Genomic DNA, 19109 nt, shown 5'->3' on the forward strand with positions numbered 1-19109 from the left:
CTCAGGCGCCGGCCTGGATGATGTGGGTGGGGAAGAGCTCGGCGGCATCGTCGACCGGCAGCGTGTGGTTGAGCGTCCAGCGGTAGGCGGCGCTGGCTTGCACGACTTCGTCGAGCGGAAACGAGACCGAGCCGGCGGTACCTTTCACGTCCGGCAGGCGCGCGTAGAACATCTGGCGCAGGCCGGTCAGGGTGAGCTCCTCGGCCATTTCGCGCGTCGGCGCCACGCCCTGCACCATGATGCACAGCTCGTGGCCGGGCTGGTGGCGCAGGGGCTCCAGGTCGCCCATGACGCCATCGCGGCCGTACACCTTGTAGTGCAATTCATAGCCGTCGGCGCCGAAGCGCTCGCGGACTTTCTCGCGCGCCCAGTCGATTACCCGGTCGACGTTGGCGATGGTGTAGGGGTCGCGGATGCCGCACAGGCCGATATAGCGCTCGCCGACCTTGCCGGAACCTTCCAGCTTGACGAGCACGCGATCGGCCGGGATGAAGCGCGAACCGGTGATGCGGGTCGTTTTTTCGTTGAGTTGCTCGTAATGGCAGGCAGTCATGTCGAGCTTGCCGCCGGCGAAATACTCCTCGAAAGGATTGGAGCGCTCATACATGGCGTGTCCCGCCACCGAAGCGATGGTGCAGCGCTGCTCGGGGTGCATGGCGGTGACGCGCACGTCCTGGTCCGAGATCTCGCCCATGACGGTTTCCTTGCCCCCGTAGGGTTCGGCGCAGAACGAGGCGCATTCCAGCACCTTGCCCAGGTAATAGGCATGGTCGGCCGCGTAGCCCTGGTGCAGGGCCGGGGCGGCAAACACCGCGGCGTCCGAGCTGCGGCCGCCGATGATGACATCGGCCCCCTGTTGCAGCAGCTTCAGGTAGGGGTGCACGCCGGCCACCGCGACGATGCGCTCGGTGGCGTCCAGTTCCGCCTCGGTGAGGTCGGCATAGCCGTCCAGGCCCGCCACCTGCGCGCCCTCGCGCAGTTTGCGCCGCACGTATTCCTTGTCCACCTCGGAATAGAAGTAGCCGATCTTGAACGGCGCCAGGCCATGCTGGGCGGCCAACTCCCGGATCATGCCCACGTACATGTCCACGCGGCTGTTCGAGCCGGTGTCGCCGGCCGAGCCGATGATCATGGGCACGCCCAGTTCGCGCGCCGCCAGCAGCATCTGTTCCAGGTCGTGGCGCTGCCAGGCCTGAGGGCTGGTGGAGGTGTCCGAGCCCAGCGGCACCGGGCCGACATCGTCGCTGCCCGAGTCGGCGGCGATGACGTCAGGGCGGGCCGCGACCCCTTTCCGGAAACTTTCGGTGCGCAGGGGCGCGAATCCCAAATGCCCATTCGGGCAGATTATGCTCATTGATCGCATCGGTCTGGTCTCTACAGTTGTCGATTGCCGGCCTGGATGGGCCGGTGCATGATCAATGCAAGCTGTATGCCAACTTTGCGCGGACAGGAATTTGCTGCAAAATCAACGGCATGGGCGGTGCAGGTGCGTCTTGGTGCGCTAATAAATAACGCAATTGCGTGAATTACGCGCATTTCTTGTTTTCAGCCGCAGGCGTGCCGACAGCAGCCCGGGAGCTTTCGATGTCCGTTTATTCCGTCGCCCGGATCCGCCTTGCCGAACAGCAGGCGCAGGCGCGCGGCCTGGCGCTGATGCCGCGGGCGGGGGCCGCCGCCGCCGACTTCATCGCGGCACGCTGGCCGGCGGGCGCCGCCGTGCTGGCGCTGGTCGGGCCGGGCAACAACGGCGGCGACGCGCTGGTGGCGGCGACCCGCCTGCAGGCTGCCGGTTACCGGGTGAGCGTGGTGATGCCGGGCGATCCCGACCGGTTTCCCGCCGACGCCGCGCGGGCCTATGCGGCCTGGCGCGCCCGGGGCGGCGCCGAACGGGCCGGCCTGGCGCCCGGTCCGCGGCCCGATGTCATCATCGACGGCCTGTTCGGCATCGGCCTGAACCGTCCGCTGGGAGCCGACTGGCAGGCGTTGGTCGATGAGGTCAACAGCTGGGAACTACCGGTGCTGGCCTTGGACGTGCCCAGCGGCGTGGACGCCGATAGCGGCCGGGCGCTGGGACGCCCGCTGCGGGCGCGCTGGACCCTGTCGTTCATCGGGCGGGCGCGCGGCCTGGAGGCGCCCGGCCCGGGCCGCGACGCCGCTGGCGAGCTGCACCTCGATACCCTCGGCGTGGCCGTCGAGCCCTAGCGGGCCCTAGGCGCCCGGCCGCCCGCCGAAGCGCGCGTACACCTCCGGCGACAGCGCGGTATAGCGGTCGTTGTCGCGGCCCGCCACGGCGTCCAGGTGCTGTTCCGACGCATCGAACAGCTTCCAGTAGATCTGCCCGCACAATGCGCGGGCCGCATGGCCGGGCCAGCGCTCGGGCAGCATGGGCACCGGCAGTTGCGGGTCGTGCAGCACGATCCGGCGCCAGGTATGCAGCAGCAGCATGCGCGCCGCGAAGGCGTCGGCCGGCGCCACCGGCTCGTCCAGCAGCTTGTCCAGCGGCGCGAACTGGCGCGAGAAATGCCGGTATTGCCCGGCCAGTTCGTCGAGGTTCCAGCAGTGCGGCGCCAGGCTGGCGATGGGCAGGCCGCCCGCCTCCGCCAGGTCGCGTCCCGACAGCACCAGCGCCTTGTCGGGGATGCCTAGTTTCTGGAGGATTTCATGGGCGGTGCCGGCCCCGGCCTGGGGGTGCGCGAATAGCCCCGGCGCCAGCATGCCGAAGCCCTCCCAGGCCAGCTCGCGCCGCAGCTCGGTGCGCTCGGCCAGGCCGTTGTTGCCCAGGCGCGGCAGCGCCACCAGGGTCCATTGGCCGTCCCAGTCGGCCGCCGGCCCGTCGTAGATGCGCTGCGAGGCGTGCGCGGTATGGCGCCGGCCCTGCTCGGACAACTGGTACAGGCTGCGGCGTCCGTGCCGCTCGGCCTGCAGCCAGCCTTGCGCCACCAGCCGGAACACGCTGGTGCGCAGCAGCCGTTCGTTGATGCCCAGCGGCTCGAGCAGCTCGATGATGCCGCCCAGCCAGATGGCACCCCCGTGGCAGGCCAGCGCATCGCCCAGCAGACTGACGCACAGCGACTTGGCGCGGGGCGGGGCGTCCTTGAGCAGGCGGTCGATGTAGCGGCCCACGGAAGAGGGGGGATTTGCCATGGGATACGTGGCCTATATGACAATGCTCAACATGATACACATATCTGATGTGATACAAAAATAGGTTTGACAATTAATTTTGTGTATTAAATAATCGTCTCATGCCTGGCCAGACGAATGGCCGGCGCGCGCGCTGCTCCCGGCCGGCGTGGCGCGACCGCAAGGAGACGAACATGTACGCACAACTTGTCGAAACCGGCGTCAAGCAGGTCCGCGGCGTCGACCAGCTCACCGGGCCCGAACAGGCATTCCAGCGCCGCATCGACGACGGCGTGCGCATCGAGCCGCAGGACTGGATGCCCGAGGCCTATCGCAAGACCCTCATCCGCCAGATCTCCCAGCACGCCCATTCCGAGATCGTTGGCATGCTGCCCGAGGGCAACTGGATCACCCGCGCGCCCTCGCTCAAGCGCAAGGCCATCCTGCTGGCCAAGGTGCAGGACGAGGCCGGGCACGGCCTGTACTTGTATAGCGCCGCCGAGACCCTGGGCGTGTCGCGCGACGACCTAGTCGACGACCTGCACACCGGGCGCGCCAAGTATTCCAGCATCTTCAACTACCCCACGCTCACCTGGGCCGACATCGGCATGATCGGCTGGCTGGTCGACGGTTCGGCCATCATCAACCAGATCCCGCTGTGCCGCTGTTCATACGGCCCCTACGCGCGCGCCATGGTGCGCGTCTGCAAGGAGGAGTCCTTCCACCAGCGCCAGGGCTACGACCTGCTCATCCAGATGTGCCGCCATGGCACGCCCGAGCAGAAAGCCATGTGCCAGGATGCGCTGAACCGCTGGTGGTGGCCCGCGCTGATGATGTTCGGCCCGTCGGATGCCGACTCGCCCAACAGCGCGCAGTCGATGGCCTGGAAGATCAAGCTGTTCTCCAACGACGAACTGCGCCAGAAGATGGTCGACCAGACCGTGCCGCAGGCCGAGTACCTGGGGCTGACGGTGCCCGATCCCGACCTGAAGTGGAATGCCGAGCGCGGCCACTATGACTTCGGCGAGATCGACTGGGACGAGTTCTATGCGGTGATCAAGGGCAACGGCCCCTGCAACCGCGAGCGGCTGGCCGCCCGCAAGCAGGCGCACGAAGCCGGCGCATGGGTGCGCGAGGGCCTGGCCGCCTATGCCGAGAAGCAGGCGCGCCGCGAGGCCGCCTGAGCGCCTACCACACGATCACCCCGGGGCCGCGCGGGCGGCCCCGCACCTGAAGGATACGCATCATGAGCAAGCAGTGGCCGCTCTGGGAAGTCTTCATCCGCAGCCAGCACGGGCTGGCGCACAAACACGTGGGCAGCCTGCACGCGCCGGACGCGGAAATGGCCATCAACCACGCGCGCGACGTCTACACGCGGCGCAACGAGGGCCTGAGCATCTGGGTGGTGCGCGCGGCCGATATCGTGGCCAGCAGCCCGGCCGACAAGGAGCCGCTGTTCGACCCGGCCAACAACAAGGTCTACCGGCATCCGACCTTCTTCCCCATGCCCGATGAAATCAAGCACATGTGAGGCGCGCATGGACAAGCCATTATTCGAATACTTGCTGCGCCTGGGCGACACCACGCTGATCCTGTCGCAGCGCCTGTCGGAATGGTGCGGGCACGGCCCGGCCCTGGAAGAGGACCTGGCGCTGACCAACACCGCGCTCGACCTGCTGGGCCAGGCGCGCATGTGGCTGACCCTGGCCGGCGAAGTGGAGGGGGCGGGGCGCGACGAGGATGCGCTGGCCTATTTCCGCCACGCCCACGAGTTCCGCAACCTGATCCTGGTCGAGCGGCCCAATGGCCACTACGGCGACACGCTGGCGCGCCAGTTCTTGTTCGACGTGTGGCACTACTTCCTGCTGCAGCGCCTGGCGCAGTCGGCCGACGAACGGGTGGCGGCGATCGCCGCCAAGTCGCTGAAGGAGGTCACGTACCATGTGCGCCGCTCGTCGGACCTGGTGGTGCGGCTGGGCGACGGCACGGCGCAGAGCCACCAGCGCATGCAGGACGCCGTGGACGACGCCTGGCGCCACACCGGCGAACTGTTCAACGACGACGACATCGACCGCGACATGGCGGCGCGCGGCATCGGCTGCGAACTGGCGGCGCTGCGCGAGCCCTGGCTGGCCCATGTGCGCGAAGTGCTGGCCGAGGCCACGCTGAAACTGCCCGACCTGGCCGAGGCCGGCCATCCCGCCCACCAGGGCGGCCGCCAGGGCCGGCACACCGAGGCCCTGAGCTACGTGCTGGCCGAGATGCAGTCGCTGCCGCGCGCTTATCCGGGAGCCGTGTGGTGAACCGCGCCGCGTCCGTGCCCGCCAGCCAGGTCATGACCTGGCTGGAAAGCGTGCCCGATCCCGAGATCCCCGTGCTGTCGGTGGTGGACCTGGGCGTGGTGCGCGGCGTGGCCTGGGACGGCGAGACTTGCGTGGTCACCATCACCCCCACGTATTCGGGCTGTCCGGCGATGCGCGAAATCGCCCACGATATCGAACGCACCCTGGCCGGCCACGGCGTGGCGGCGGTACGCGTCGAGACCCGGCTGGCGCCGGCCTGGACCACCGACTGGATGAGCGAGCGCGGCCGCGCGGCCCTCAAGGGCTATGGCATCGCGGCCCCCGCCGAGCGCGCCATCGATGTCTCCGGCATCAGCCGGCGCGCCGCCGGCCCGGTGGTGGCCTGCCCGCATTGCGGCTCCAACCGCACCCGGCTGGTGAGCCACTTCGGCTCCACGTCGTGCAAGGCGCTGTACCGCTGCGCCGCCTGCCGCGAGCCGTTCGATTATTTCAAGACCCATTGAGCAGGGCTGCATCGCTTCATGAGCCAGATTTCGTTTCATCCCTTGAAGGTCGCCTCGGTGGCGCGCAACACGCGCGACGCGGTGGTGGTGACTTTCGACCTGCCCGACGCGCTGCGGCCGCAGTTCGCTTTTCGGCCGGGCCAGTACCTGACCCTGCGCACCGAGCTGGACGGCGAGGAACTGCGGCGCTCGTATTCCATCTGTTCGGCGCCGGACGACGGCGTGCTGCGCGTGGCCATCAAGAAAGTCGACGAAGGCGTGTTCTCGAGCTGGGCCAACCATGAGCTGCAGCCCGGCCAGACGCTGGAAGTCATGCCGCCGGCGGGCAATTTCACGGTCGACTTCGCGCCGGACAACCGCCGCAACTATGTGGCCTTCGCGGTGGGCAGCGGCATTACGCCGGTGTTCTCGCTGGTCAAGACGGCGCTGTCGACCGAGCCGCACAGCCGCTTCACGCTGTTCTTCGGCAACCGCGCCTCGTCGTCGGTGCTGTTCCGCGAGGAAATCGAGGACCTGAAGAACTTGTACATGGAACGGTTCTCGCTGGTCTACGTCATGAGCCGCGAGAGCCAGGACATCGAGTTGTTCAACGGCCGTCTGGACGGCGACAAGGTCGACCAGCTGTTGACGGCCTGGATGCGGCCGGACGAGATCGACTATGCCTTCGTGTGCGGCCCCCAGACCATGATCGAGAGCGTGGTGCAGCGGCTGCAGGCGCGCGGCCTTGCCAAGGAGCGCATCAAGTTCGAGCTGTTCGGCGCGCCGCGCGGGCCGCGCGCCCTGCGCACCGGACGCGATGCGCCGGCCGCGCCGGGCAAGGGCCAGTGCCAGGTGACCGTGGTGCAGGACGGCCACAGCCGCAGCTTCGTGATCGACAAGAACAAGGACAGCGTGCTCGATTCGGCCCTGGCGCAGGGCATCGAGCTGCCATACTCCTGCAAGGGCGGCGTCTGTTCGACGTGCCGTTGCAAGGTCGTGGAAGGCGAAGTGGACATGGACGCCAACTTCGCGCTCGAGGACTACGAAGTGGCGCGCGGCTTCGTGCTCAGTTGCCAGAGCTTCCCGGTCAGCGACCGGCTGGTGCTCGACTTCGACCAGGAAACCTGACGCGCCCGCCGCGGCGCATGCCAACCCCGAACCCATTCATTGCGGAGATCGCCCGTGTCACCAGACTATTTCGAACGCCACCAGCCCATGCTCGAACGCGCGCTGGCCGCCGCCGCGGAACGGGGCTACTGGAGCCCGTTCGCCGAATCGCCCAGCCCGCGCCATTACGGCGAAACCGCCAATGACGACGGCCGCGCCGCCTTCGAGGCGCTGCGCGGCAAGCCTTTTCCGCTGGAGGCGCGCAGCGCCCAGGGCACGGTGGGGGGCGAGCGCTCGCCCTACGGCTTCGCGTTGGACATCAGCTATCCCCATGTGCCGCCCGCGGCGCTGGTGCAGTCGGCCGGCCAGGCGCTGCAGGCCTGGCGCCGCGCCGGCCCGCGCGCCTGGGTGGGCGTGTCGCTGGAGATCCTGGCGCGCCTGAACCGCCGCAGCTTCGAGATGGCCTACGCGGTGCAGCACACCACCGGCCAGGGCTTCATGATGGCCTTCCAGGCCGGCGGCCCGCATGCGCAGGACCGCGGCGTCGAGGCGGTGACCTATGCCTGGCAGGAAATGGCGCGCATCCCCGGCGTGGCGCTGTGGGAAAAGCCGCAGGGCAAGCACGACCCGATCAAGATGGAAAAGCGCTTCACCGTGGTGCCGCGCGGCATCGCCCTGGTGATCGGCTGCTCCACCTTTCCCACCTGGAACGGCTATCCGGGCCTGTTCGCCAGCCTGGCCACCGGCAATGCGGTGATCGTCAAGCCGCATCCCGGCGCGATCCTGCCCCTGGCGATCACCGTGCAGGTGGCGCGCGAGGTGCTGGCCGAGGCCGGCTTCGACCCGGACGTGGTGCAGCTGGCGGCGCATCCGGCAGGCGACGAAACGGCGCAGCAGCTGGCGCGGGATCCGGCCGTCAAGATTGTCGATTTCACCGGCAGCAGCGCCAACGGCAACTGGCTGGAACAGCACGCCCGCCAGGCGCAGGTTTATACCGAGAAGGCCGGGGTGAACCAGGTGATCGTCGATTCGACCGACGACCTCAAGGGCATGGCGCGCAACCTGGCGTTCTCGCTGGCGCTGTATTCCGGCCAGATGTGCACGGCGCCGCAGAACATCTACGTGCCGCGCGACGGGATCCAGACCGCCGAAGGCCGCGTCAGCTTCGACGAGGTGGCGGCCGCGCTGGGCACGGCGCTGGGCAAGCTGTGCGCCGACCCGGCCAAGGCGGTGGAGCTGACCGGCGCCATCCAGAATGACGATATCGTCGCGCGCATCGAGCGGGCGCGCGGGCTGGGCCTGCCGGTGGTGGCGGACAGCCAGGCGCTGGCGCACCCGCAGTTCGAGGGCGCGCGCGTGCACACGCCGCTGCTGTTGCGCACCGAGGCGGGCAACCCGGCGATCAGCCAGGAATGGTTCGGCCCGATCGCCTTCGTGGTGGCGACCGATTCCACCGACCACAGCATCGCGCTGGCGCGCGCCAGCGTGGTCGAGCACGGCGCGCTGTCGCTGTCGGCCTATACCACCGACGATGCCGTCGCGGCGCGCATCCAGGACGCCGCCGAAGAGGCCGGCGTGGCCCTGTCGCTGAACCTCACCGGCGCGGTGTTCGTCAACCAGACCGCCGCCTTCAGCGATTTCCACGGCACCGGCGCCAACCCGGCCGCCAACGCCGCGCTGTCGGATTCGGCGTTCGTCGCCAACCGTTTCCGCGTCGTGCAGACGCGCCGCCACGTCTGACCGGAGAGCCCGCCATGTCCTACCAGAACATCCTGTTCGACCTGTCCGGCGGCATTGCCCGGCTGACGTTGAACCGCCCCGACAAGCTCAACAGCTTCACCGCCGCCATGCACGGCGAAGTGGCCGACGCCCTGGGGCGCGTCGAGAACGAGGGCGCGCGCGTGCTGCTGATCACCGGCGCCGGGCGCGGCTTCTGCGCCGGCCAGGACTTGAGCGAGCGCCAGATGGCGGCCGACGGCACGCCGCCCGACCTGGGCGAAACCGTCGGCAAGTATTACGCCCCGCTGGTGCGCCGCCTGAATGCGCTGCCGCTGCCCGTGGTGGTGGGCGTGAACGGGGTGGCGGCCGGGGCGGGCGCCAACCTGGCGTTCGCCGGCGACATCGTGATCGCCAAGGAATCGGCCAGCTTCATCCAGTCGTTCTGCCGGCTGGGGCTGATTCCCGACACCGGCGGCACGTTCGTGCTGCCGCGCCTGGCGGGCCGCGCGCGCGCCATGGGGCTGGCCATGCTGGGCGACAAGCTGAGCGCGCGCCAGGCGCAAGATTGGGGGCTGATCTGGCAGTGCGTGCCGGACGACGAGTTCGAGGCCGCGCTGGAGCGGCTGGCGGCGCACTTCGCCGCCGCGCCCACCCTGGGCCTGGCGCGCACCAAGCAGGCGCTGCAGGCCAGCCTGCACAACGACCTGGCCGGCCAGCTCGAGCTGGAGCAGGAGCTGATGCGCGAGCTCGGCCGCAGCGCCGACTATGCCGAGGGCGTGGCGGCCTTCCTGGCCAAGCGCGAACCCCAGTTCAAGGGGCGTTGATGAGCGCGCACGTTCCCCCCGTCGAGGCGCCCGGCGATCCCCAGGAACTGGCGCAGGCCGTGGGCGCGGCCATGTACGCCGTGGACGCCGCGTCGCAGGCGCTCGACATGACCGTGGCGGAGATCGCGCCCGGCCGGGCGCGCCTGACCATGCGGGTGCGGCCGGACATGCTGAACGGCCACCAGACCTGCCATGGCGGCTTCATTTTCGCGCTGGCCGACAGCGCCTTCGCCTTCGCCTGCAATTCGCGCAACGCCAGCACCGTGGCTTCCGGCTGCACCATCGATTTCCTGGCGCCCGGCTTCGCCGGCGACGTGCTGACGGCGGTCGCGCAGGAGCGCTCGCTGGCCGGCCGCACCGGCGTCTACGATGTGACGGTCACCAACCAGGACGGCCGCCAGGTGGCGCTGTTCCGGGGGCGGTCCTACCGCATCAAGGGCCAGATCGTCGGCACGCCGCCGGATGCGTGAAGACCCTGCTTTCGCATCGCCCCCAGACTCAATACGATAAAGCGGCGTACCGCCGCACCGCATTACCAGGAGACCTCCCCATGTCCAATACCGCGAGCAAGCCCGGACTGGACCCTATCGAGCACGCCAGCCGCGACGAGATCGAGGCGCTGCAGCTCGAGCGCCTGAAATGGACGCTGGCGCACGCCTACCAGAACGTGCCGCACTACCGGAAGGCGTTCGACGCCGCCGGCGTGCACCCGGACGACCTGAAGCAGCTGTCCGACATCGCCAAGTTCCCGTTCACCACCAAGCAGGACCTGCGCGACAACTACCCCTTCGGCATGTTCGCCGTGCCGCGCGAGCAGGTGGCCCGGGTCCATGCCTCCAGCGGCACCACCGGCAAGCCCACCGTGGTGGGCTACACCGCGCGCGACATCGACAACTGGGCCGCCCTGGTGGCGCGCTCGATCCGCGCGGCCGGCGGCAAGCCGGGCGACATCGTGCACGTGGCGTACGGCTACGGGCTGTTCACCGGCGGCCTGGGCGCGCACTACGGCGCCGAGAAGCTCGGCTGCACGGTGATCCCGATGTCCGGCGGCCAGACTGAAAAGCAGGTCCAGCTGATCAGCGATTTCCGGCCCGACATCATCATGGTCACGCCCTCGTACTTCTGCAACATCATCGAGGAGCAGCGCCGCCAGGGCATCGACCCGCGCCAGAGCTCCCTGCGGGTCGGCATCTTCGGCGCCGAGCCCTGGACCGGCCAGATGCGCCAGGATATCGAGACCGAGGCGGCCATCGATGCGGTCGACATCTACGGCTTGTCCGAAGTGATGGGCCCCGGCGTGGCCAGCGAATGCGTCGAGACCAAGGACGGCCCGGTGATCTGGGAAGACCATTTCTACGCCGAGATCGTCGACCCGAACACCGGCCAGCCGGTGGCGGAAGGCGAACCGGGCGAGCTGGTGTTCACGTCGCTCACCAAGGAAGCCATGCCGGTCATCCGCTATCGCACGCGCGACCTGACCCGGCTGCTGGCGCCCACGGCGCGCAGCATGCGCCGCATCGGCAAGATCACCGGCCGCAGCGACGACATGCTGATCGTGCGCGGCGTGAACCTGTTCCCCACGCAGGTGGAAGAGCAGGTGCTGAAGATCGCGCAATTGGCGCCGCACTACCAACTGGTGCTGACGCGCGACGGCCACCTGGATGAACTGGAAATCCTCACCGAGGTGCGCGACGAGTTCGCCAACCTGGCCGAGGCCGAGCGCGAGGCGCTGGGCAAGCAGCTGCAGCACGCGGTCAAGTCATATATCGGCGTGACCGCGCGCGTGCGCGTGGCGGACTGCGGCTTCGTCGAGCGCACGCTGACCGGCAAGGCGCGCCGGGTGGTGGACAAGCGGCCCAAGTAGGCGGCCGCGATGTCCGCCGTTCCGCGCCTGGCGACCATGGGCGAGCTGGCCGCCGTGCGGGCGCTGGTCCATGCCGCCTATGCGCACTATGTGCCGCGCATCGGGATCGAGCCCGGCCCGATGCGCGACGACTACGCGCCGCTGATCCGCGACGGGCGGGTCTATGTGGTCGGCGCGCCGCGGGCCCTGCAGGCGGTACTGGTGCTGATTCCGCAGCCGGATGCCATGCTGCTGGACAACATCGCGGTGGCGCCGGCGGCGCAGGGGCAGGGCTACGGCAGACTGTTGCTGCAGTTCGCCGAGCAGATGGCGCGCCAGGCGGGCTTTCGCTCGATCCGCCTCTACACTCACGAGAAAATGGTCGAGAACCTCGCCTTGTACGCGCGCATCGGCTATCGTGAGACGCACCGCGTCCACGAGCGCGGCCTGGCGCGCGTCTACATGCTCAAGGACCTGGCAGCGCGGCCTTGAGCGCGAGCGGCCGCGGCCGCTCAGCCGCGCCCGAGCAGGTCGTGCGAGTCCAGCAGGGCGTAGACGATCTCGGGCTTGCGGTCCAGGGCCCGGCGGATGGCGGCGGGCAGGGTCTGGCGGGTCTTGTTGCACAGCCCCGGCTGGTCGGCGATCTCGATCTGCAGGCCGCGCACGGTGCGGACTTCATTCGGTCCGGGGGCCACCGTCAGGGAAATGCCCAGCAGCGCGCGCATGCGTTCCTGCATGTGCAGCAGGTCGTCCAGGCTGGCCAGGTTTTCCAGGCGCGCCACCAGCTTCTTTTCTTCTTCGCGGGTCAGGCGCAGGATGCGGATGTCGCCGCCGGGCGTGGCCAGCAGCCGGTCGCGGTTGCAGACACAGGCCCCGGGCGGGCATTCCTGGCGGATGGGAAACGGCAGATTCATAACGCCCGCACAGTATCACACGGCGCGGCCGCCTACCTGGCGTAGACCAGGTCCCGCAACCCCAGCGACAGCCCGGGCCAGTAGGTAATGACCATCAGGCAGGCGATCACCACCAGCACGAACGGGATCAGCGGCCGGATCAGGCGCTCCAGTGGCAGCTTGGCGACCGCGCAGGCGGCGAACAGGTTCACGCCGAAGGGCGGGGTGATCATGCCCAGCGCCAGGTTCACGACCATGATGACGCCGAAATGCACCGGCTCGACGCCGAACTGCATCGCCACGGGCAGCAGCAGCGGCGCCAGTACCACCACCGAGGCCGAGGTCTCGATGAACATGCCGATGACGAACAGCGCCGCATTGACGCCCAGCAGGAAGGCGGTCTTGTCGTGGAACAGCTGCGCCAGCCAGCCGCCCAGCGCATCGGGCACGCCGGCGCGGTTGAGGAGGAAACTGAAGACGCCGGCGTTGGCGATGACGAACATGATCACCGAGGTCGATATCACCGAACGGTGCAGCGTGCCCGACAGCGTGCGGAAGCTGAGCTTGCCATAGACGAATTTGCCGACGATCACGGCGTACATCACCGCTACGACCGACGCTTCGGTAGGGGTGAACACCCCGCCGTAGATGCCGCCCAGGATGATCACCGGCATCAGCAGCGCCAGCCAGGCGCGCTTGAAGGCCGGCCACAAGGGCAGGCGGCCGTCGCCGTCCTGCTTGCCCAGGCCGTTGCGCTTGGCGTACAGCCATACATACAGCATCAGCGCCGCGCCGATCAGGATGCCTGGCATGACGCCGGCGATGAACAGCTCGCCGGTGGAGGTGTCGGTCGACACGGCGAACAGGATCATCGGGATGGAGGGCGGGATGATCACGCCCAGTTCCGCCGCGCTGGCCTGCAGCGAGGCGGCGAACGGCGCGGGGTAGCCGTGCCGCACCATGGCCGGGATCAGGATCGCGCCGACTGCGAACGTGGTGGCCACGCTGGAGCCGGCCACCGCGGCGAAGATCATGCAGGTCAGCACGCAGGTGCAGGCCAGGCCGCCCTGGATGCCGCCGACCACGCTCTTGGCGAATTCGACCATGCGGTCCGAGATGCCGCCGGCTTCCATCAGGTTGCCGGCCAGGATGAAGAACGGCACCGCCACCAGCGGGTACTTGTCCAGCGCGGCATAGAGCTGTTGCGCCACCACCAGCCAGGGCAGCCCGCCCAGCGACACCCCGGTCAGCGCCGCCAGCCCGATTGCGACCGCCACGGGCACCGACAGCCCGAAGAAGATCAGCATCGTCAAAATCATCAATTGGGACATGGCAAGTTGCCTATGGTCAGTCTGTCTTGGTCTTGTATCGTTCTATGGACGCAAGGGGCAGGGCCTCAGCCTTGCGCGTCGTTGCGCACCGGCGCGGGCTCGTCGGCGCCCAGCAGCCAGCGCGCCAGCACGGCGATGGCCGCCAGCGAGGCGCCCACCGGGATGGCCAGGTAGATCCACGAAATGGAAATGTTCAGGCTGGGCACGTTCTGGAAGCGCACGCGGTAAGTCATGTTGCCGCCGATCCAGGCCAGGAATACCAGGAACGCCACGCAGATGATGGCGATCAGGTGTTCCAGCAGGCGCCGGCGGCGGCCCTGCAGCAGGTTGTGCAGCAACTCCACGCTGATCATCGCGCCGTGGCGGAACGCCAGCGCGATGCCCAGCAGCACCGTCCAGATCAACAGCGCGCGCGTCAGCACCTCGCTCCAGTCCGAGGGCGCCTGCAGCACGAAGCGGGCGATGACCTGGTAGAAGGCGGCCGCCGCGGCGGCGACCAGCAGGATCTGGGCGATGGCCGACACGCCCTTGAACAAGGTGCGTTCGGCAAGACGGAGCAGGCGCATGGTGAGTCCGGATGCGGAAGGGTGGGAACGCCGGCCGGACCGCATGCGGCGGCCCGGCCAACCGGCCGGAGGGCCGGTGCTACTTGGTGGCGCGGATCGCTTCGATCAGCTGCTTGTCGTACTTCTTGTAGTACTCGGCGTAGGCCGGCTCGACGGCGGCCGCGAAGGCGTCGCGGTCGACATCGGTGGTGACCTGCATGCCTTCCTTGCGCAGCTGCTCGACGCCGGTCTTCTCGATATTGTCGACGTAGTCGCGCATGGCCTGGGCCGAGGCCTTGCCGGCCTGCTGGAAATTGGCCTTTTCGGCGTCCGACAGGCCTTCATAGACGCTGGCGGACATCAGCACCAGCGCCGGGCCGTACACGTGGCCCGTCAGCGACAGGTATTTCTGCAACTGCGACAGCTTGGCCGAGGTGATCACCGACAGCGGGTTTTCCTGGCCGTCGATGGTGCCCTGCTGCAGGGCGGTGGCCACTTCGGGCCAGGCCATGGGGGTGGGCAGGATACCGATGGCGCGGAAGGCGGCGATGTGGATCGGGTTCTCGGTGGTGCGGATCTTCAGGCCCTTGGCGTCGGCCGGCGTCTTGACCGGGCGCACGTTGTTGGTCAGGTGGCGGAAGCCCTGCTCGCCCCAGGCCAGCGCGATGATGCCGCGGTCGGGGAATTTGGCCAGCATGTCCTGGCCGATCTTGCTGTCGAGCACGTTGCGGGCATGCTGCAGGTCGCGCAGCAGGAACGGGATGTCGAACACGCCGGTCTCGGGCACGAAGTTCAGGGTGGCGCCGGTGGAGACGATGGCCAGGTCGATGGTGCCGATCTGCAGGCCCTCGATGACCTCGCGTTCGCCGCCCAGCGCGCTGTTGGCGAATTGCTGCACCTTGTACTTGCCGCCGGAGGACGCCTCGATCGACTTGGCGAAGGCTTCCGCGCCCGCCCCGTAGTGCGACGAGGTGGACAGCGCATACGCCATCTTCAGCGTATTCTGGGCGGCTGCGGGCAGCGCGGCGGTGGCGGCGCAGGCAGCCAGGAGGGTGGCGGCAAGCCAGGACTTACGCATGGTGTCTTCTCCAGTGAACAAATATTGGTATTGGCGGTCGCATCTTACGCCCAGGCCGCATGATAGCGGGATTCCCCTGACAAACAGACCTTTGGTTACCATTGCAAAATGATGGATTTCCCTGATTCTTCCTCCCGCGCGCGGCCGGGCCTGGCCGCCGCGCTGCGCCAGGGCGCGCGCATGATGATGCGCGACGCCCGCGCCGGCGAGCTGCGCCTGCTGGTGCTGGCCCTGGTGGTGGCGGTCGCGGCGGTGGCCAGCGTCGGCTTCCTGGCCGACCGGGTCGGCCGCGCGCTCGAGCGCGATGCCAGCCAGATGCTGGGCGCCGACCTGGTGCTGGATGCCGACGAGCCGATCGCGGCCGGGTTCTTCGAGGCGGCGCGCGAGCGCGGCCTGGAAGTCGCGCGCACCCTGCAGTTCCCCTCGATGGCCAGCGCCGGCGACGGCGCCCAGCTGGTGTCGCTCAAGGCGGTCGAGCCGGAGTACCCGCTGCGCGGCAGCCTGCGCGTGGCCGAGGCGCCCTATGCCGAGGGCGCGCCCACCCGCGACATCCCCGCGCCCGGCACCGTATGGGCCGACCCGCAGCTGCTGGCGCTGCTGAACATCCGGGTGGGCGACACCATCGGCCTGGGCGACAGCCGGCTGCGCGTGGCGCGCGTCATCACCTATGAGCCGGATCGCGGCATGCAGTTCGTCAATGTCGCGCCGCGGGTCATGATGCGGGCCGACGACCTGCCCGCCACTGGCCTGGTGACGCTCGGCAGCCGCATCGACTACGCGCTGCTGGCCGCCGGCGAGCCCGACGCGGTGGCCGACTACTCGGCCTGGCTGGGTCAGAACCTGCAGCGGGGCCAGAAACTGGCCACGCTGGAATCGGGCCGTCCCGAGGTGCGCCGCACCCTGGATCGCGCCCAGCGCTTCCTGTCGCTGGTGGCGCTGCTGGCGGTGCTGATTTCCGCGGTCGCCGTGGCGCTGGCGGCGGGCCGCTTCATGATGCGCCACCGCGATGGCATCGCGGTCATGCGCTGCCTGGGCGCCGTCCAGGCGCAGATCACCCGCATGCTGGTGCTGGAATTCACCCTGGTGGGCCTGGCGGCGTCGGCCGCTGGCTGCCTGCTGGGCTATGTGGTGCACGAAGGGTTGGTGGCGGCCCTGGGCAGCCTCATCGATACCCGGTTGCCGCCGCCGTCGGCCGTGCCGGCGCTGCAGGGGCTGGTCACTGGCGTGTTGCTGCTGCTGGGTTTCGCCTTGCCCGCGCTGGCGCAATTGCGTCATGTGCCGCCCGCCCGCGTGCTGCGCCGCGACGCCGACACCCTGCGGGCGCGCGGCGCGGCCGGCTACGCCCTGGGCGCGGCGGGCTTCGCGCTGCTGATCTGGTGGTTCGCCGGCAATGCGCGCCTGGGCGCGGTCGTGGCGGGCGGCTTCCTGGGCGCGTTCGCGCTGTTCGCGCTGGTGGCCTGGCTGTGCGTGCTGGGGCTGGCGCGGCTGCGCGGGCTGGCGGCCGGCCTGCCGGCGCTGCGCTTCGCGCTGGCCGGCGTGGTGCGCCGCCGCGCCGCCACCATTACGCAAGTATGCGCGCTGGCGGTGGGCCTGATGGCGCTGCTGCTGCTGGCCATGACCCGCACCGACCTGGTGGCGGGCTGGCAGCGCACCCTGCCGCCGGACGCCCCCAACCGCTTCCTGATCAACATCCAGCCGGACCAGCGGCAGCCGGTGCTCGACTTCCTGGCCGGCCACGGCCTGCGGGACGTCACGCTGTGGCCGATGGTGCGCGGCCGCCTGGTGGCGGTCGACGGGCGGCCCGTGGGGCCGGCCGACTACGAAGAGCCGCGCGCCAAGCGCCTGGTGGACCGTGAATTCAACCTGTCGTACGGCGCGGCCCTGCCGGCCGACAACCGCATCACGCAAGGCCGCTGGCTCGACCCCGGCGCGGCCGAGGTCTCGCTCGAGGCGGGCCTGGCCGAATCGCTGCGGCTGGCGGTCGGCGACAGGCTCACCTTCGACGTCGCCGGCCAGCAGGTCGAGGTCGCGGTCACCAGCATCCGCACCGTCGACTGGGATTCCATGCACGTCAATTTCTTCGCGGTGCTGTCGCCCGCCGCGCTGCAGGACATGCCGCAGAGCTGGATCACCTCGTTCCACCTGCCGCCCGGCCAGGCCGCCTTGCCGCGCGAGCTGCTGCGGCAGTTCCCCAACCTGACCGTATTCGACGTGGGCTCCATCCTGAGCCAGCTGCAATCGGTGCTGGACCAGGTCGTCATGGCGGTGCAGCTGCTGTTCGTGTTCACCCTGGCGGCCGGGGTGCTGGTGCTGTCGGCCGCGCTCACCGCCACCCGCGACGAGCGCGTGCGCGAGGCCGCCGTGCTGCGGGCGCTGGGCGCCACCCGCAACCAGTTGGCGCGCACCCAGCGGCTCGAGGTGCTGGCGGTCGGCGGGCTCGCCGGCCTGCTGGCGGCGGCCGGCGCCAGCGCCGTCGCCTGGGCGCTGTCGTCCTTCGTATTCGATTTCCGTATCACCCTGAGCGCCTGGCCGTGGCTGGCCGGTGTGGGCGTCGGCATGGCGGCCGCCTGGGCCGGGGCCGCGCTGGCCCTGCGCGGCGTGCTGCGCGCGCCGCCCCTGCTTACCCTGCGAGAAGCCTGATGACCTCCACCCGTGTCCAACCCACGGTCGAATCCCTGCAAACCTCCGCCACGCTGTTCGACACCCTGGGCGGCGAACCGGCGATCCGCGCGCTGGTCGACCGCTTCTACGACCTGATGGATCTCGAGCCGGACCTGGCGGCCTTGCGCGCCGCCCACGGCCCCAGCCTGGACTCGGCGCGCGACAAGCTGTTCCTGTTCCTGTGCGGCTATTTCGGCGGGCCCAATTACTACATCGAGCGTTATGGGCACCCGCGCCTGCGGGCCCGCCATCTGCCGTTCTCGATCGGGCGGGTCGAGCGCGACCAGTGGCTGGCCTGCATGGGGCGCGCCATGCAGGACCAGGGGCTCGACCCCGATCTCATCGACCGCCTGCTGGCGGCGTTCTACGGCGTGGCCGACTGGATGCGCAATCGTGACGACTGATCCCGCACCGCAGGCGGCGCCGCACGCGCGGCGCCTGGTCTGGGCCGGCCCGCCGGCCGGCGCGATGCTGTGCGATGCGCGCCTGGGCGCGGCCGGCCCGCAATCGCTCGATCCGCTCTGGTACGGCGAGCGGGCCCGCCCGGTGGACGCGGGCGGGCGCCAGTCGGCCTGGTTCGTGCACGCCGACGGCTGGCAGGGGGTGCTGCGGCGCTACCGGCGCGGCGGGCTGGCCGCGCGGGTCAGCCGCGACGCCTACCTGTGGCAGGGCGAGGCCCGCACCCGCAGTTTCCGCGAATTCCGCCTGCTGGCGCTGCTGCGCGAGCGCGGCCTGAACGTGCCGGCGCCGCTGGCGGCAGCATACTGGCGCCACGGCGCGGTCTACCGCGCCGCCATCTTGGTCGAGCGCATTCCCCATACGCGGCCGCTCGCGCATCTGCTCGACGAGCCGGTCTGGGAGGCGGCCGCCGGCGCCATCGCCGCCATGCACCGGCAGGGCGTATGGCACGCCGACCTGAACGCGTTCAACATCCTGCTCGACGACCATGGCCGCGCCTGGCTGATCGACTTCGACCGCGGCACCGCTGGCGGCGTGTCCGGGCGCGCCCGGCGCGCCAACCTGGCGCGGCTGCGGCGCTCGCTGGAGAAAGTGGGCGGGGCGGCCGGGCTGGCTTTCTGGGAACGCCTGGACCAGGCCTACCGGGCTTGCCTGGATTAGCCGGGCGCCGGCCAGCCGGCGGACCCGGGGCGCAAGGGGGGCTTTGCGGGCCGGCAGGGACCGCGTAAAAACCACGGTTTC

The 19109-nt window shown here is 69.6% G+C and carries 20 protein-coding genes; 14 read left to right on the forward strand and 6 right to left on the reverse strand.

Going from position 1 to position 19109, the window contains the following annotated elements:
* Position 1: 1 nt before the first annotated feature.
* Complete coding sequence (locus CAL24_RS07075; protein ID WP_094806184.1) at positions 2 to 1363, reverse strand: acyclic terpene utilization AtuA family protein; 1362 nt, start codon at positions 1361 to 1363, stop codon at positions 2 to 4.
* 221 nt (positions 1364 to 1584) lie between these two features.
* On the opposite strand from CAL24_RS07075, the gene CAL24_RS07080 reads away from it, so the two are divergent.
* Positions 1585 to 2202, forward strand: a complete 618-nt coding sequence (locus tag CAL24_RS07080) for an NAD(P)H-hydrate epimerase (RefSeq protein WP_094806186.1) — start codon at positions 1585 to 1587, stop codon at positions 2200 to 2202.
* A gap of 6 nt (positions 2203 to 2208) precedes the next feature.
* Here the strand turns inward: CAL24_RS07080 and paaX are convergent, their stop codons facing one another.
* Positions 2209 to 3144: a phenylacetic acid degradation operon negative regulatory protein PaaX gene (gene paaX, locus CAL24_RS07085; RefSeq protein ID WP_094806188.1), complete on the reverse strand. Its 936-nt coding sequence runs from the start codon at positions 3142 to 3144 to the stop codon at positions 2209 to 2211.
* A 173-nt stretch (positions 3145 to 3317) separates the two neighbouring features.
* On the opposite strand from paaX, the gene paaA reads away from it, so the two are divergent.
* From paaA to CAL24_RS07135, 10 genes are all read left to right on the forward strand, one after another.
* Positions 3318 to 4307: a 1,2-phenylacetyl-CoA epoxidase subunit PaaA gene (gene paaA, locus CAL24_RS07090; protein WP_028354196.1), complete on the forward strand. Its 990-nt coding sequence runs from the start codon at positions 3318 to 3320 to the stop codon at positions 4305 to 4307.
* 62 nt (positions 4308 to 4369) lie between these two features.
* Positions 4370 to 4654: a 1,2-phenylacetyl-CoA epoxidase subunit PaaB gene (gene paaB / locus CAL24_RS07095; protein ID WP_028354195.1), complete on the forward strand. Its 285-nt coding sequence runs from the start codon at positions 4370 to 4372 to the stop codon at positions 4652 to 4654.
* A 7-nt stretch (positions 4655 to 4661) separates the two neighbouring features.
* Positions 4662 to 5426, forward strand: a complete 765-nt coding sequence (gene paaC / locus CAL24_RS07100) for a 1,2-phenylacetyl-CoA epoxidase subunit PaaC (protein WP_094806190.1) — start codon at positions 4662 to 4664, stop codon at positions 5424 to 5426.
* Positions 5427 to 5458: 32 nt separating this feature from the next.
* Positions 5459 to 5929 (forward strand): 1,2-phenylacetyl-CoA epoxidase subunit PaaD, encoded by a 471-nt coding sequence (paaD, locus tag CAL24_RS07105; RefSeq protein WP_094806509.1) that lies wholly within the window; start codon positions 5459 to 5461, stop codon positions 5927 to 5929.
* Positions 5930 to 5947: 18 nt separating this feature from the next.
* Positions 5948 to 7036, forward strand: a complete 1089-nt coding sequence (paaE, locus tag CAL24_RS07110) for a 1,2-phenylacetyl-CoA epoxidase subunit PaaE (protein WP_028354192.1) — start codon at positions 5948 to 5950, stop codon at positions 7034 to 7036.
* A gap of 54 nt (positions 7037 to 7090) precedes the next feature.
* The gene (gene paaN / locus CAL24_RS07115; RefSeq protein ID WP_028354191.1) at positions 7091 to 8755 is read left to right on the forward strand and encodes a phenylacetic acid degradation protein PaaN; all 1665 of its coding nucleotides are present in this window, start codon (positions 7091 to 7093) and stop codon (positions 8753 to 8755) included.
* Between the two features lie 14 nt (positions 8756 to 8769).
* Entirely contained in the window at positions 8770 to 9558 is a 789-nt protein-coding gene (paaG, locus tag CAL24_RS07120; protein ID WP_028354190.1) for a 2-(1,2-epoxy-1,2-dihydrophenyl)acetyl-CoA isomerase PaaG, read from the forward strand.
* Complete coding sequence (paaI, locus tag CAL24_RS07125) at positions 9558 to 10028, forward strand: hydroxyphenylacetyl-CoA thioesterase PaaI (protein ID WP_028354189.1); 471 nt, start codon at positions 9558 to 9560, stop codon at positions 10026 to 10028. Before paaG ends, paaI begins: the two co-directional genes overlap by 1 nt.
* Positions 10029 to 10108: 80 nt before the next feature.
* On the forward strand, positions 10109 to 11422 hold the full coding sequence (paaK, locus tag CAL24_RS07130) for a phenylacetate--CoA ligase PaaK (RefSeq protein ID WP_094806192.1): 1314 nt from the start codon (positions 10109 to 10111) through the stop codon (positions 11420 to 11422).
* Between the two features lie 9 nt (positions 11423 to 11431).
* The gene (locus CAL24_RS07135) at positions 11432 to 11893 is read left to right on the forward strand and encodes a GNAT family N-acetyltransferase (RefSeq protein ID WP_094806193.1); all 462 of its coding nucleotides are present in this window, start codon (positions 11432 to 11434) and stop codon (positions 11891 to 11893) included.
* Between the two features lie 20 nt (positions 11894 to 11913).
* Here CAL24_RS07135 and CAL24_RS07140 read toward each other — a convergent pair whose 3' ends face one another.
* The 4 genes from CAL24_RS07140 to CAL24_RS07155 form a co-directional block, all read right to left on the reverse strand.
* Entirely contained in the window at positions 11914 to 12315 is a 402-nt protein-coding gene (locus CAL24_RS07140) for a hypothetical protein (protein WP_094806195.1), read from the reverse strand.
* A gap of 32 nt (positions 12316 to 12347) precedes the next feature.
* Positions 12348 to 13625 (reverse strand): TRAP transporter large permease, encoded by a 1278-nt coding sequence (locus CAL24_RS07145; protein ID WP_094806197.1) that lies wholly within the window; start codon positions 13623 to 13625, stop codon positions 12348 to 12350.
* Between the two features lie 65 nt (positions 13626 to 13690).
* Positions 13691 to 14191, reverse strand: a complete 501-nt coding sequence (locus CAL24_RS07150; RefSeq protein ID WP_094806198.1) for a TRAP transporter small permease — start codon at positions 14189 to 14191, stop codon at positions 13691 to 13693.
* A 79-nt stretch (positions 14192 to 14270) separates the two neighbouring features.
* A complete protein-coding gene (locus CAL24_RS07155) occupies positions 14271 to 15248 on the reverse strand; it encodes a TRAP transporter substrate-binding protein (RefSeq protein ID WP_094806200.1) in 978 nt (325 codons plus the stop codon).
* Positions 15249 to 15356: 108 nt separating this feature from the next.
* Here CAL24_RS07155 and CAL24_RS07160 point away from each other — a divergent pair, with 108 nt between their 5' ends.
* The 3 genes from CAL24_RS07160 (at position 15357) to CAL24_RS07170 (ending at position 19028) form a co-directional block, all read left to right on the forward strand.
* The gene (locus CAL24_RS07160) at positions 15357 to 17888 is read left to right on the forward strand and encodes an ABC transporter permease (protein WP_094806201.1); all 2532 of its coding nucleotides are present in this window, start codon (positions 15357 to 15359) and stop codon (positions 17886 to 17888) included.
* The gene (locus CAL24_RS07165) at positions 17888 to 18313 is read left to right on the forward strand and encodes a group II truncated hemoglobin (protein WP_028354176.1); all 426 of its coding nucleotides are present in this window, start codon (positions 17888 to 17890) and stop codon (positions 18311 to 18313) included. Before CAL24_RS07160 ends, CAL24_RS07165 begins: the two co-directional genes overlap by 1 nt.
* Positions 18314 to 18377: 64 nt before the next feature.
* A complete protein-coding gene (locus CAL24_RS07170; RefSeq protein ID WP_094806510.1) occupies positions 18378 to 19028 on the forward strand; it encodes a 3-deoxy-D-manno-octulosonic acid kinase in 651 nt (216 codons plus the stop codon).
* The last annotated feature ends 81 nt before the right edge of the window (positions 19029 to 19109 follow it).

This window comes from Bordetella genomosp. 2 (genome assembly GCF_002261345.1).
Taxonomy (GTDB): Bacteria; Pseudomonadota; Gammaproteobacteria; order Burkholderiales; family Burkholderiaceae_B; genus Bordetella_A.